The organism is Collinsella sp. Sow4_E3, assembly GCF_052116285.1.
Classification (GTDB): domain Bacteria; phylum Actinomycetota; class Coriobacteriia; order Coriobacteriales; family Coriobacteriaceae; genus Collinsella.
In genome coordinates, this window is record NZ_JBQKLJ010000012.1 from 24,555 (window position 1) to 39,388 (window position 14,834).

Sequence of the window (14,834 nt, forward strand, 5' to 3'; positions counted from 1 at the left end):
CGTTATTTGCCGTCGTCGTCCTGGGCTTCATCGCGCGCGTAGAGCTCCAGCATGCGGCGGCGGTATTCGCGCACGGCGAGCTTGGCGCGCTCCAGGCGGCGGCGCTCGCGTGGAGTCAGCTTGGACGGGTCGATCTCGTCGCCATAGGTCTTCTCAGCCAGCAAATGAGCGGCGTCCACGATACGGGCATCGATGTGGCCGCTTGCCGCCTCGATCGAGAGGCGTTCAGCAATGGAATCAAGGGTAGGTATGCCGTCGAGCGAACGACCGTGACCATGCGAGGTCAGCAATTCGTGTTCGCGCGCGAGCAGGCTCGCTAGGTCGTGGTGAGCGCGCAGGATATCGAGTGCGTCGGCAGGGTGCTCGGCGACCTCTGCCACGGCAGTGGCCGGCGCGGCATCGACCACGCGATAGAAGAGCTGCGCGAGCAGCGGCATCAAGAACACCGTGATGGCACCGGCGGCTACCATAACCGAGGCGACGTCTTGCGACAGAGCGCCTGCGTTGACGGCCACACTCGTCACGGCAACGATGATCGGCAGGGCCGTGGTGCAGTACAGGGCCACGGTAATGCGGCCATACGCCGAAACGTCACGTGTCGCGGGACAAATACTCATAGAGACAAGGATCGGCACGGCGCGAATGATCAGCAACGCCGCGATAAAGCCCACGAGCAGACCCGGGCGCGACGCCACGGCCGTCAGGTCAATCTTTGCGCCTGACACGGTAAAGAACACCGGAATCAAAAAACCATAGGCCAGGCCATCGAGCTTGGTCTCGAGCGTATGGTTGCCCTCGGGGATGATATAGCGCAGGACAAAGCCAGCGGCAAAAGAGCCCAACACGATGTCGAGGTCAAAGATGGCGGAAAATGCCACGAGTGTGACCAGGATGAGCACCGTCAGGCGCACGAACGTCTGCGACGTCGTGTCGGCCCGTTCCTCGACAAACGCAAAGAAGCGGCTGCCGACGCGCTTGGAGCGGCTCGGAACCACGGCCAACAGCACACAGACCAGTGCAAACAAGCCAAGGATCACGAGCGTCTGGATACCAGTACGAGCGGAGAGCAGCACCGACATGGCGAGCACGGGACCGAGCTCTCCCCACGTGCCATAGGCAAGGATGGAGTCACCCACACGCGTGCCGGTCAGCGAACGCTCACGCATGATGGGCACGAGCGTGCCGAGCGCCGTCGAAGTGAGCGCCAGCGTCACGGCGATACCGTCGAAATGGCTGACCGAGAACCACGGGGTAAAGCGCACGGCAAGCCAGGCGATGCCAAACGTGACGACCCACGTCGCCATACCGTAGCGTCCCTCGACGCCCGTGATGTTCTTGGGGTCGATCTCAAAGCCGGCAAGCAGGAACAAAAAGGCCAGACCGAGCTCGGACACAAGCGATACCTCGGCATCTACATGGATGACGCCGAGCATGTGAGGTCCCAGCACCGCGCCGAACACGAGCAAAAAGACCGTCTCGGGAACGGGCTTTCCGGGAATCGCCGATGCGATAAAGGGGCTTGCGAAGGCCACAAGCGCGATGATGGCGAGCGAAACGAATGCCATGTGATGCCTTTCTCTTGTTTGCGCTTCACTGTAGCACCCTCGCCGTCCTCAATACGCCATGAGCTGTCGTATCATAGTGACGTTTACAAACATGTGGCTCAAGGCGACCGCGAGGCTTGTCCCGCAAACCGACCGCTGCCGCATACCGCACCGTACGCCCAACCGATCAGGAAGGCAGGAACCAATGGTCTCTCGTATTTACGTGGAGAAGAAACCCGGGTTCGACGTCGAGGCTCAGCAGCTCAAGGGCGAGCTGACCGAAATTCTCGGCATCAAGGGCATCGAGGCCCTGAGGATCATCAACCGCTACGACGTCGAGGGCATCGACGAGGAGCTTTTCCGCTCCTGCGTTCCGACCGTCTTTAGCGAGCCCCAGGTCGATGTGACCTACGACGAACTCCCCGCAAGCGATGGCGCCGTCTTTGCCGTCGAATTCCTGCCTGGCCAGTTTGACCAGCGCGCCGACTCCGCCAGCGAGTGCGTGCAGCTCATCAGCCAGGGCGAGCGCCCCGCCGTGCGCTCCGCCAAGGTCTATATGATCTCGGGCGCTCTGGACGAAGCCGCCATCGAGGCCATCAAGCACTACGTGGTGAATCCCGTCGAGGCCCGCATCGCCTCGCTCGACCTACCCGAGACGCTGTACATGGAGACCCCCGAGCCCCAGCCCGTCGAGGTGCTCGACGGCTTCCGCGAGCTCGACGAGGCCGGCCTTGCCGCCTTTATCTCCGAGCGCGGCCTTGCCATGGACGAGGCGGACATCGCCTTCTGCCAGCAGTACTTCCGCGATGAGGACCGCGACCCCACCATCACCGAGATCCGCGTGATCGACACCTATTGGTCCGACCACTGCCGCCACACCACCTTCGGTACCGTCCTGGACGACGTGACAATCGATGACGCCGTGGTACAGCAGGCCTTCGACCGCTATATGGAGATGCGCCACGAGCTCGGTCGCGACGCCAAGCCCGTCTGCCTCATGGACATGGGCACCATCGGTGCCAAGTACCTTAAGAAGACCGGCGTCATGACCGATGTCGACGAGTCCGAGGAGATCAACGCCTGCACCGTCAAGGTGAAGGTCGATGTCGACGGCGAGGACCAGGACTGGCTGTTCCTGTTTAAGAACGAGACCCACAACCACCCGACCGAGATCGAGCCCTTCGGCGGTGCCGCCACCTGCGTGGGCGGCGCCATCCGCGACCCGCTCTCTGGCCGCAGCTATGTGTACCAGGCCATGCGCGTCACCGGCGCCGGCGACCCCACCGTCCCGGTCTCCGAGACGCTCGAGGGCAAGCTGCCGCAGCGCAAGCTCGTGACCACCGCTGCCGCCGGCTACTCCAGCTACGGCAACCAGATCGGCCTTGCCACCGGTCAGGTCAACGAACTCTATCACCCCGGCTACGTGGCCAAGCGCATGGAGGTCGGCGCCGTCGTGGGCGCCACCCCGGCAAACCACGTGCGTCGCGAGTGCCCCGCCCCCACCGACAAGATCATCCTGCTGGGCGGCCGCACCGGCCGTGACGGCATCGGCGGTGCCACCGGCTCCTCCAAGACTCAGAATACCGATTCCATCGAAACCTCGGGTGCCGAGGTCCAGAAGGGCAACGCCCCGGTCGAGCGCAAGCTGCAGCGTCTGTTCCGCCGCGGCGACGCCTGCCGCCTGATCAAGCGCTGCAACGACTTTGGCGCCGGCGGCGTCTCGGTCGCCGTGGGCGAGCTTGCCGACGGCCTGTATGTCGACCTGGACACCGTGACCAAGAAGTACGACGGCCTGGACGGAACCGAGCTCGCTATCTCCGAGTCCCAGGAGCGCATGGCCTGCGCCGTCGCCGACGCTGACGTCGAGGAGTTCATGGGTTATGCCGCCGAGGAGAACCTGGAGGCGACCGTCATCGCCGAGGTTACCGCCGAGCCGCGCATGCGTATGGCCTGGAACGGCGTCGCCATCGTCGATCTGTCCCGCGAGTTCCTCAACTCCAACGGTGCACCCAAGCACCAGGTCGCCCACGTGTGTGCCCGCAGCGTGTGGCAACCCAGCTGGGCCGGCACCACGCTTGCCGAGCGCATGACCTCGCTTGTCACCGATCTCAACGTCGCCTCCAACAAGGGCCTTTCCGAGCGCTTCGACTCCACCATCGGTGCCGCTACCGTGCTCATGCCCTTTGGCGGCAAGACGCAGCTCACCCCGAGCTCTGCCATGGTCGCCAAGTTCCCCGTGGACGGCGAGACCACCACGGCGAGCGCTATGGCATGGGGCTTCAACCCCTACCTGATGGAGGCCGACCAGTTTGCAGGCGCCTACCTGTCCGTGGTCGAGTCCATCGCCAAGCTCGTTGCCGCCGGCTTTGAGCACAAGCGCGCCTACCTCTCCTTCCAGGAGTACTTTGAGCGCCTGCGCACCGAGCCCGAACGTTGGGGCAAGCCCATGGCAGCCGTCCTGGGCGCCCTTATGGCCCAGGTCGACCTGGGTGCCGGCGCCATCGGCGGCAAGGATTCCATGAGCGGCTCGTTTGAGGACGAGGCCGGCGAGCTCAACGTTCCGCCGACCCTGATCAGCTTCGCTGTCGCCGTGGGCCGTGCCGCCCGCGCCGTCTCCCCCGAGTTTAAGGGCCTCACGCACCGCGTCGTTCGCATCGCCCCCGCCACCTATGGCGAGGACTACCGCCCCGATGCCCAGCAGCTGCTCGCCGCGTTTGACGCCGTCGAGGCGCTCACCGCTACCGGCGACGCCCTGGCCGTCTCCACGCCCGGCTACGGCTGCGGCGCCGAGAGCCTCTTTAAGATGTGCGTCGGCAACCAGATCGGTATCGAGCTTGCCGAAGATGTGGACGTGGAGAGCCTCTTCACCCCGCTCTACGGCAGCTTTATCGTCGAGCTCGCCGAGGACGCCGAGCTGCCCGAGGTCGCCGACGGCGTTGTCGTCGAGCCCCTGGGTACCACCGTCGAGGGCTATGTCATCGACACCGGCTCCGAAGTCATCGAGCTCGCCGAGCTCCAGGAGGCCTGGGAGAGCGGTATCGAAGGCGTCTTCGCCTACCGCAGCGCCGGCGAGACCCCCGAGGTCGAGGCCATCGACTTCCGCGCCAAGGATATCCACGTGTACGGCGGCTCCAAGATCGCCCGCCCGCGCGTGATCATCCCTGTGTTCCCCGGCAACAACTGCGAGTACGATAGCGCCCGCGCCTTCCGCGCCGCCGGCGCCGAGGCCGACACCTTCGTGATCAACAACCTCACGCCCGAGGCCGTCGCCGAGAGCACCCACGAGCTCGCCCGCCGCATCCGTGCAAGCCAGATCGTCATGATTCCCGGCGGCTTCTCGGGCGGCGACGAGCCCGACGGCTCCGCCAAGTTCATCACGGCGTTCTTCCGCGCTCCCGAGGTCACCGAGGCAGTCCGCGACCTGCTCAAGGCCCGCGACGGCCTGATGCTGGGCATCTGCAACGGCTTCCAGGCCCTGATCAAGCTTGGCCTGGTGCCCTACGGCGACATCGTCGACGCCACGCCCGATGCGCCCACGCTGACGTTCAACACCATCGGTCGCCATCAGAGCCGTCTGGTGCGCACCCGCATCTCGTCCAACCTGTCCCCGTGGCTGTCGCAGTGCAGTCTGGACGACCCCTACACCGTCGCCATCAGCCACGGCGAGGGCCGCTTTGTCGCCAACGATGAAGTGCTCGCCCAGCTGATCGCCAACGGCCAGGTCGCCACGCAGTACGTGGGCGAGGATGGCAAGCCCAGCATGGATCTCACCGTCAACCCCAACGGCTCCGCGCTCGCCATCGAGGGCATCACGAGCCCCGACGGCCGCGTCCTGGGCAAGATGGGCCATGCCGAGCGTCGCGGCGACAACCTGTACCGCAACGTGCCCGAGCATGTCCCCGGCGATAAGTTCATGCCGATCTTTGAGAGCGGCGTAGCCTACTTCGCTTAAATACGTTCCCATCGGGTACAATCCCCTCGGGTAACAACACCCGCCACCGGCACACCCGGTGGCGGGTTCTTTTTTACTTCGCGCATACAGGAAGGACATCATGGAAAGCCGCAAGCCGTATCTCGCCACCCTGCCCGGACTCATCCTGGGCTGCCTCGTCTGCTGCGCACTCTGGGGGTCGGCTTTCCCCTGCATCAAGATCGGCTATGAGCTCTTTGGCATCCCCGCGCACGATAGCGCCTCGCAGCTGCTCTTTGCGGGCTTGCGCTTCACGCTTGCCGGCGCCCTGGTTATCGTTGGGATGAGCGCGGCCCAGCGCTGCCCACTCGTTCCACAGGCTCGCGACATTAAGCCCATCTGCATCCTGTCGCTCTTCCAGACTATCGGGCAGTACTTCTTTTTCTACCTGGGACTCTCGCGCGCCAGCGCCATGTCGAGTTCCATCATCGAGGCCAGCGCCAACTTCCTCGCCATCCTCTTTGCCGCTCTGGCGTTTCGCACCGAAAAGCTCGATGCGACCAAGGTGCTCGGCTGCGTACTGGGCTTTGCCGGCGTCGCATTCGTCAACCTTTCGGGTGCGGACGGCACCTTTGGCTTTACACTCGACGGCGAGGGATTTATCTTGGCTTCCACTATTGCGGGCGCCCTGTCGACCTGCCTCATTGGCATCTTCTCGCGCGAGCATGACGGCGTCTTGCTCGCCGGCTGGCAGTTTTTGGTCGGCGGTTTGGTCCTTACCGGTATCGGGTTTTTGATGGGCGGCGCGCTATTCCCCACCGAAATCGCCCCCGCCATCGCGCTCATCATTTATATGGCGCTCATTTCCGCCGTCGCGTACTCGCTGTGGTCCCGCCTACTCGCCGTCAACCCCGTTAGCCGCGTTTCGGTCTTTGGCTTTATGAACCCGGTCTTTGGCGTGCTGTTGAGCGCGTTGTTGCTCGGAGAGGGCGCTGGCACGAGCCCCGTTACCGTAATTGTGGCCCTGCTCTTGGTCTGCAGTGGCATCATCATTGTCAACAAACCTAAAAAGGCCTAACAAACCACCCCGTTTGGAAAAGGGCAGCTCTCGCTTTAGCTTAATGGAGTACGCTGTATCTCGTTGATTTCGTACCGAGTCGCGGCGACAGACGCCGTCTTGCCGTAACGCGCCGGCGACATCGAGGGGATACAGATGCATAAGAAACTGGTTATGGGAAACCAGGCCTTTGCGTATGCCGCGCTTGCGGCGGGCGTTCGCGTGGTCGCCGGTTACCCGGGCACGCCGTCGACGGAACTTGTCGAGACAGTTGCCAAACTCAAGGCCCAAGGTAGTGCCGAGGGTGTCCACGTCGAGTGGTCGACCAACGAAAAAGCCGCGCTCGAGGTGCTGGCAGGTGCATCGTATGCAGGAGCGCGCTGCCTTTTTACCTGCAAACAAGTTGGACTAAACGTTGCCTCCGACCCGCTCATGAGCCTCAACTACGTGGGCATCAAGGGCGGCCTGGTGCTGTTTGTTGCCGATGATCCCGGCCCCATCTCCTCTCAAACCGAGCAGGATACGCGCCGCTTTGCCGCATTTGCGAAGATCCCCGTGCTCGATCCGCAAAATCTGGAGCAGGGCTACGCGATGATGCAAGAGGCATTTGAAATCTCGGAGCGCTACCATACGCCCGTTATCGTGCGTCCCACCACCCGCGTATGTCACGCCTCAACCTATTTGGAGGTACCCGAGCATACCGTCGCACATCCCGCTGGCACCTTTGAGAAGGATCCCAAATGGGTTATCTTCCCGCGCCGTTCGTTTGCCGCCCATGGCGAGGTTAACGAGCGCCTGCCGCAGATTGCAGACGCCTACTCCAGCGGCAAGACTGCAGACGCGTTTAACCCCATCGAAAACCATGGCGATGCCACGCCGCGCCTGGTGAGCTACCCCGCTCCGAGAAAAAGACGAGGCGCATCTTCGACAGCCGATACTAGTCCCCGAAAGCGCAGAAGGGGCGCACGACCATCGCAACGGTCGTGCGCCCCTTTTTCTAGCGTATCTGGACGCCGGCTTTCTTCTTCTCGCGCTTTACGCGGTAGAGCTCCGCGTCGGCAGCACGGAGCAAGTCTTGCCAGGTATCGACGCCATCACCAACCCGTGCGTAGCCGATGGACATCCGCAACAGATACGGAACCTCGGCGCGCGCGAGCTCGTCGTTGATTGCCGCGCACAGATGCAAGATATCCTGCTCCGCTATCGCCTTTTGAAGCACCACGAACTCATCGCCGCCATAACGCGCGATAAAGCTACCAGACGCCGAGCAGACTTCTTTGAGCGCAGCGGATATGACCTGAAGAGCATGGTCGCCCTCCACATGTCCATAGCGGTCGTTAATCTGCTTAAAGCCGTCGGCGTCCATCACAAGCAGATACACGTCTTTGGCCTGATCCACATTTGAGAAGAGCGACAGTATATAGGTCTCAAAACGGTTGCGATTGTTGAGGCCAGTCAACGGGTCGGTCGAGATGAGCTGCTCCTGGAAGACAATGTAGAGCAGCAATATGCTAATCATTATGCCGACACAAAGGCCGGGCAACGAGTATACAACCTGAAAGGTACCGCCCACCAGGGCCGGAATGGCGAAAAATGCCAAGGTTCGATAGATGGTCTTCGTCTGCAGGCTCTCGACCCTGCGAGATTGCACAAACGCATGTAGGGACGTATGTATAACGTAACAGTAGCTGACAATGGGCTGGATCATATAAGCAGAGCCGCGACTATACACGCCCTGCGAATCGATATAGAACAGGGCGTGCGTCCAGTAACTGGTAAACGCCAGCACGACCACCAGAACCGTAGGCGACGCTACAAGCACCACCCTATAGCGCGAGGCCAAAAGGCGAGAACCCTGCACCGTCTCGGAATAGATAAACCAAATGAGACACACGATGGCAAAGAGCGAAAACGAAACCGCGTTGGAAATCCAGTTGACAGCAATGCCCAACGTGCCGTCCACACCATCCAATAGCACCCAGATCATATCGAATAATATGTACGCGGCAGAGGTGTAGCCAAGCATGCTAAACAATAGCTGCTGGGTGCTCGAGAACAAGGAGCGACGACTCCGCACGGCAAGCCCGATAAGAACAATCATGCTTAGCAGGAATATCTCAATCTTGAGCGCCTTGACCACCAGGCCCATCTCCCCATCATCAAACCGACAGCGCTTCTCCGAGCCGCACGCATCACCATAACTCCCCCAATCCAGAGGGGAATGAGGGAATAATACCAGAGCGCCCGGGCGCTCTCACGGCGCGAGTTGCACGCCAGCATCATTGATGGGCGCCGATGGCTACTCGCCATCGATGTCGGCCGCGACGGCTTCCTCGATGGCCTCGACACCGGCGGGCGACAGGTCTTCCTTGCCCTGGTAGAACTTCTTATCGACCCAACCGGTCAGAATCGGAGCCATGATTGCCGTGATGATGACGGCGGTGGCGATCTGAGCGTATGCGGCGGGCGCAAGCTCGGCATAGCGCGGCGCGACCTCGGCAAGAGCAACCGGCGTGGTCATAGCCGTGCCGGCGATGGTGGAACAAGCCACGGCGGCTTTGCCGTTACCGCCGCACAGGCGCTCGAACGCAAAGGTGATGGGGCCGACGACAAACAACGTGACAAGGCCCAGCAAGATGCCGGAAATGCCGCCGGTGATAAAGCTCGACAGGCTCATAGACGCACCGAGCTGAAATCCGATGACGGCGATCGCAGGATTGGTGCCGGGAACCAGCAGGTTCTTGATGAACGGGAAGAGGTTGCCCAAAACCATGCCAATCACGAGCGGCAGGATGGAACCGATGATGGTGCCAACGGGAATGTTGGCAAGACCAGAGACACCAAGAATGATCATGGTAACCGCAGGGCCCGCCGTGAAGAACAGGATGCCCACGGCGCCCTGCTCGGACTCGTCGCCAAACTCGCCCATGATGCCCGTGTAGAGCGCCATGTTGCAAAACGTAATGCCGCCGATGATGGAAACCGAGCTCAGGCCCAAAAAGTTGTCATTAAAGAAATACGCAACGCTCAAGCCCAGCACGGCTGCCACCACAAGCTTAGGAATCAGTACGACGATGCCGGTCTTGATGGCACCCGGCGTGGACTTAAAGCTGATGCCGGCACCCACGAACAACAGGATCGCGGCGACGATGGTATTGGAACCGCCGCGGCAGGCGGCGGTAAAGAAGCCGCCGATCTCGAAGACCTGCGGGCAGAAGGTATTGAGCAAAAGGCCGACGATCATCGGGTAGATCATGATGTCACCCGGAATGCGCGGTACTTTGAATTTCTTTTGCTCGTTGGCGATCGCTTCCTGTGCCATGAAACCCCCATTTCCGCCGACGCAGAACAAAAGCCCACGTCATGCTTTGCTACAGTAAAGTTTGACCATGGTACCAGAAGAAGCAGACCGGCTCGGTGAGAAATCCGATTCGTGGGGCCCGGACGGTAAACGCACCCCACTCCTATACGAGGCTCAAAACGATATAGAGCCCGATACCCGAGACGCAGCACCACAACATCGACTTTGTCTTGATTGCCACCGCAACGACGCCGACAGCCGCTGCGAAAAGAGCAGGCAAATAAAGAGCGATGTGCAGACGAAACCCGCAATAGCGGTGGGAACATCGACAACGGCGCACCTATCGCAACATTGGTAAGCATCACCGGCCAGACGGTTTTAACGATTTTGAGCACCATAGCGTTCCTCGTCCCGACAAGCTTTCCGAGCCGCATACGACGACATGGCAGAATCATCGCCCGGCGGCGACCGAGTTCACCTACAATTGCCACCGGATCGAAAGACACAGAAAGACACAGCTTTTTTAGGAAGTCGTTATGACAGCTATCGATCGAACGGGGGCAATCGCGGCCTTCAGGACCTACACCGATGCCTACGATGCCGCCAATCCGCGTATCGCGCTCAAAATCGAGCATACGTACCACGTTGCCGAGGCATGCGATGCCGTGGCACGCAAGCAGGACTGGGCACCGCAGGACATTGACCTGGCGTGGCTTTGTGGGCTGTTGCACGATATGGGCCGCTTTGAGCAGCTGCGACGCTGGGACACGTTTAAGGATGCCGAGAGCATGAGCCATGCGAAGTTGGGCCTCGAGGTCCTCTTTGGCAAAAACCCTGCAGACGCGCCCGCGGCAACAAGTATCCGCGACTTTATCGACAGCCCGGCAGAAGACGAGCTCATCCGCGCGAGCATCGCCTATCACAGTGACTTTCGCCTGCCGGCACAACTCGACGAGCGTACACGGTGCTTCTGCGATATCGTGCGCGATGGCGACAAAATCGACATTATGCGCACCATCGCCGACAGCACCGTCGACACCATCCTCAAGGTGGATGAGGACGCATTTCTCGCCAGCCACTTCTCGGCGCCGACGTTGGCCGCCTTTGACGAGCACCGCTGCGTCGCACGTGACGAACGCGACGAGCCCGCGGACTACCTGGTAGGACTCATCTGCTTTATGTTTGAGCTCGTCTATCCGGCGAGCCGCGCGCTGGCGCGCGAGCAGGGCGATATCTACCGCCTGCTCGACGCGCCCTTTGGTATTACGCAGCCCTTTACCGACCCCGCCACACAGGCAACCTGGAGCCGTCTTAGGGAAGAGATGCGCGACTGGCTGGCGCGCGCCTAGCGCTCAAGCTGGGCTAGCAGCTCCTCGACGACCTCGACGGCATCACCGACAACCTTGTACTGGGCAGCACCAAAGATGGGGGCATCCGGGTCCTCGTTGATGGCGATAATGCATTCCGCCCCACCGATGCCGGCAAGATGCTGGATGGCGCCCGAAACACCGATACTCACAAGCATCTTGGGCGAAACCGATACGCCCGTCTGGCCAATCTGATGGCGATACTCCAACCAGCCGGCCTCCACGACGGGTCGCGTGCAGCCAAGCTCGGCTCCCAGAGCCTCGGCGAGCCTTCGCATCAGCGGCAGGTTTTTCTTGGAACCAATGCCGCGACCTACCACGACCAGGCGCTCGGCATCGGCGATTGAAGCCTGCTGTCCCCACTCCTCGGCGGGAATCGAGATCTCGACACGAGCCTTAGCATCATCCGCAAGTGCTATCTGGGTGATCGTGCCGGAGCGGCCGTAGTCAAAGTCGGGCGCCTTAAAGATGCCGGGGCGCACCGTTGCCATCTGGGGACGATGATTGGGGCAGACGATGGTGGCCATCAGGTTGCCGCCAAACGCCGGACGCGTCTGTTGCAGCAGCCCCGTCTCCGTATCCATCGAAAGCACGGTACAGTCAGCCGTAAGGCCCGTCTGCAAACGCACGGCAACGCCGGGTGCCAGTTCGCGGCCAAAGGCGGTCGCTCCGTACAGAATGGCCTCGGGCTTGCGCTCTGCCACCAAATCGCAGATGAGGCGAGCGTAGACCTCCACATCGTTCTGGCGCAGACGCTCGTCGCGACAGATCAGGACCTCGTCTGCACCGGCGCAAACCAGATGCTCCAGGTCACCGAGAGAACCCTCGGGGCCCATGCCGACCAGCGCCACCAGGCGACAGCCGCGTGTATCCGCAAGCTCGCGGCCTTTGCCCATGAGCTCGAAGGCAACGGGAGCCACCGTATCGTGCTCGTCGGTCTGCGCGAATACCCAAATGTCTCGATATGCATCGAGGTCAACCGCGCCGGCGGCCTCGTCGCGCTCGATCGAAATGGCATTGACGGGGCAAGCGTCGACGCACCCGCCGCATAGGATGCAGCCGTCGGTTACGCGGGCGCAACGGTTGGGCCGCTCGCCTTCCACTACGATGCCGCCCGAGGCACAGGCGCGAACGCAGCGACCACAGCCGATACAGGCTTCGCTATCGATAATCAATCCGCTCATCTATGCCATCCCCTCGATAATCTTGGCAAGTTTCGCCGCCTGCTCGGACGCCGTTCCGTCAACGGCCTCGCACGTTTGGTCGCGGTCGGGCACAAACGATCGCACGACCTGTGTCGGCGAGCCGGCAAGACCGCAGCGCGCGGGGTCGGCGTTCACGTCGGCAGCGTTGACCACGCGCACGTCCGCCTCCTCGGCCGCACGAATACCGGCGATACTCGGCATACGCAGTTGGCCAATCTCCTTGGCAGTCGTCATCGCGCACGGCATCTCAAGATAGACCGTCTCCTCGCCGGCATCGCAGCCGTGAACAAGCGCCAGTGAACCACAAGTCGTAAAGCCCGCACTCTGCACGCAGCTCACGTCGGTCACGCAGGGAATCTCGAAGGCACCGGCAAGCTCGGGACCAATCTGGGCCGTATCGCCGTCCACCGCCATCTTGCCGCAGATGAGCAGGTCGAAGTCCTCGTCGAGCGCCTCGATGCCGCACTTGAGGGCATAGGTGGTTGCCAGGGTATCGGCACCTGCAAAGGCTCGATCGGTTAGCAGCAGTGCGTCATCGGCGCCTCGGGCGATGCAGTCGCGCAATAGCGATTCAGTCGCGGGGATGCCCATCGACACCACCGTTACGCGCACGTCCATGCCAAAGCCGATAAAGTCGTCCTTCAGCGCCAGCGCGCATTCCAAAGCGCTCGCGTCAAAGGGATTAATGACCGCCTGCTTACCATCGCGCACGATGGTATTGGTCTTGGGGTCCATCTTGACCTCGGTGCTGCCCGGCACCGCCTTGACGCACACCACCATATGGAAATCGCTCATCTTCACGCGCCCCCTTTCTGGACGAGCTCATCCAAGAGCTTCTCCGAAAACAGGTTACCGCGGCCCAGCTGCCCGGCAGGATCGAGCTGGAGCTTGAGCCGCGCCGACTCGACCATGGCCTCGTGACCGTACATCGTCTCCAAGAAGCCCGCCTTGATCTTGCCGACGCCGTGTTCGGCGGAGACGGCGCCGCCCATGGCCGTGACCTCGGAAGCCCACTGGGCAAAGAGCTCTTCGCCGCGGCGGTAATCCTGCGCATCGCGCGGCAGAATGTTCACATGCAGATGGTTGTTACCGATGTGCCCCCAGGCGGCAGATTCAAGCCCACTTTCGGCCAACGTGCGGCGATAAAGGGCGATGACATCGGCCAAGTGTGCGTTGGGCACCGACATATCCGACCCCAGCTTGGTAATGGTGGGGTCCGTGCGGCGACGCTCGTCGATGAGCATGTTGACGCTCTCGGGCACCGCATGGCGGAAGAATCGCTGACACTCGCGATCGACCTCGGTGCGCGCGACCCATGTCGCATCGTCGCTGCCGCCCGCAAGCTCCAGTACCCACCCCAAGTGATACAGCTCCTCAGTCGCCTGGGCTTCGTCGTCGCAGTCGAGCTCCACGTAGACACAGACCTTGGCGTCTTTGTCGAGCGCCGGCAGCGAGGCGAACGCAGTCGACTGCTCACGCTGACGACGCAGGATATCCAGGGCGCCTGCATCGAAATATTCGATGGCAGCCGCGTGGGACAGGACGGGACGTACAGAATCGGTGAAGGACACGGCCTTGTTTTCGCTGTCAAAGAAGCAGCTCACGCCCCAAACGACCGCAGGCGCCGCCTGCAGGGCAATCTCGAGCTCGGTGATGACGCCGAGTGTGCCACAGGCACCGATAAACAGATCGATGGCATCCATATCGTCAGCAACGAAATAGCCCGAAGCATTTTTGGTCTTGGGCATGGTGTAGTCGGGAAGGTCGAGCTCGAGCGTGCGGCCCTGCACCGTGACGAGCGAAAGGCGACGACCCTGTGCAAAAACCTCGCCACGGTGAAGCTCGAGCAGGTCGCCATCGGTCAGCACGACATGAAGGCCCGTGATGTGAGGGCGCATGGGGCCGTAAGCGTAGCTACGGGCGCCGGAAGCGTTGCATGCCGCCATACCGCCCAGGCAGGCAGATGCCTCGGTGGGATCGGTAGGAAAGAATTGCTCGGGAGCTTCCTGGAACTCCTCGTAGGCCTCAAGCGATGCCTGGTCCCAGCCGGCAGTCGGCAGCACTTTCTTGCCCAGTTGCTTGCGCAGCTCAGACAGCACGACGCCGGGCGCCACGCGCAAAAGAAAGCGGCCCTGCTCATCGCGGCGAATGCCTAGGTAGCGATTCATGCGGGAAGTATTGAGAATGTGACCGCCATGAGGCACGGCGCCGGCGGCAAGACCGGTCCGGGCGCCCTGAACCGTCACCGGGACACGCTCGGCATGGAGCTTTTCCATAATGGCGCGGACCTCGTCCTCCGTTGTCGGAAACGAGATGCTCGAGGCCTCGCCCGATGTGCGAGACTCATCGCGACCATACTCTTCGAACTCGTCGGTGAAGGGTTTGATGGTTGCAGACACGCGAACTCCCCCTTTAGCTAGCTACAGTGTTTGCAGGGAAATGTTACCGCA

Annotated in this window: 9 protein-coding genes and 1 pseudogene; 4 read left to right on the forward strand and 6 right to left on the reverse strand. The window is 61.8% G+C overall.

Annotated elements, in window-relative coordinates; genetic code table 11:
• Positions 1-2: 2 nt before the first annotated feature.
• Positions 3-1,565, reverse strand: a complete 1,563-nt coding sequence (locus tag ACTQ48_RS07760) for a cation:proton antiporter domain-containing protein (protein WP_441017326.1) — start codon at positions 1,563-1,565, stop codon at positions 3-5.
• 184 nt (positions 1,566-1,749) lie between these two features.
• Here ACTQ48_RS07760 and ACTQ48_RS07765 point away from each other — a divergent pair, with 184 nt between their 5' ends.
• The 3 genes and pseudogenes from ACTQ48_RS07765 to ACTQ48_RS07775 all read left to right on the forward strand — a co-directional run.
• Positions 1,750-5,496 carry a phosphoribosylformylglycinamidine synthase gene (locus tag ACTQ48_RS07765; protein ID WP_441570525.1) on the forward strand — a complete coding sequence of 1,249 codons (3,747 nt, stop codon included), beginning with the start codon at positions 1,750-1,752 and terminating at the stop codon, positions 5,494-5,496.
• A gap of 100 nt (positions 5,497-5,596) precedes the next feature.
• Complete coding sequence (locus tag ACTQ48_RS07770; protein ID WP_441570526.1) at positions 5,597-6,532, forward strand: DMT family transporter; 936 nt, start codon at positions 5,597-5,599, stop codon at positions 6,530-6,532.
• 153 nt (positions 6,533-6,685) lie between these two features.
• Positions 6,686-7,201 (forward strand): annotated as a pseudogene (locus ACTQ48_RS07775) (hypothetical protein); the annotation flags it as partial.
• 307 nt (positions 7,202-7,508) lie between these two features.
• Here the strand turns inward: ACTQ48_RS07775 and ACTQ48_RS07780 are convergent.
• Positions 7,509-8,651 carry a diguanylate cyclase domain-containing protein gene (locus ACTQ48_RS07780; RefSeq protein WP_441570527.1) on the reverse strand — a complete coding sequence of 381 codons (1,143 nt, stop codon included), beginning with the start codon at positions 8,649-8,651 and terminating at the stop codon, positions 7,509-7,511.
• Positions 8,652-8,810: 159 nt separating this feature from the next.
• Positions 8,811-9,833 carry a 2-keto-3-deoxygluconate permease gene (locus ACTQ48_RS07785; protein WP_427719609.1) on the reverse strand — a complete coding sequence of 341 codons (1,023 nt, stop codon included), beginning with the start codon at positions 9,831-9,833 and terminating at the stop codon, positions 8,811-8,813.
• A gap of 515 nt (positions 9,834-10,348) precedes the next feature.
• On the opposite strand from ACTQ48_RS07785, the gene ACTQ48_RS07790 reads away from it, so the two are divergent.
• The gene (locus tag ACTQ48_RS07790; protein WP_427794189.1) at positions 10,349-11,161 is read left to right on the forward strand and encodes an HD domain-containing protein; all 813 of its coding nucleotides are present in this window, start codon (positions 10,349-10,351) and stop codon (positions 11,159-11,161) included.
• On the opposite strand, the gene ACTQ48_RS07795 is transcribed toward ACTQ48_RS07790, so the two are convergent.
• From ACTQ48_RS07795 to ACTQ48_RS07805, 3 genes are read right to left on the reverse strand one after another with little or no spacing between them, the layout of a single operon-like run.
• Positions 11,158-12,363 (reverse strand): FAD-binding protein, encoded by a 1,206-nt coding sequence (locus tag ACTQ48_RS07795; RefSeq protein ID WP_441570528.1) that lies wholly within the window; start codon positions 12,361-12,363, stop codon positions 11,158-11,160. The two genes, ACTQ48_RS07790 and ACTQ48_RS07795, sit on opposite strands and share 4 nt — an antisense overlap.
• Positions 12,364-13,179, reverse strand: coding sequence for an electron transfer flavoprotein subunit beta/FixA family protein (locus tag ACTQ48_RS07800; protein ID WP_154517150.1), 816 nt, complete (start codon positions 13,177-13,179; stop codon positions 12,364-12,366).
• Positions 13,180-13,181: 2 nt separating this feature from the next.
• Entirely contained in the window at positions 13,182-14,783 is a 1,602-nt protein-coding gene (locus ACTQ48_RS07805) for an FAD-binding oxidoreductase (RefSeq protein ID WP_441570529.1), read from the reverse strand.
• Positions 14,784-14,834: the final 51 nt, after the last annotated feature.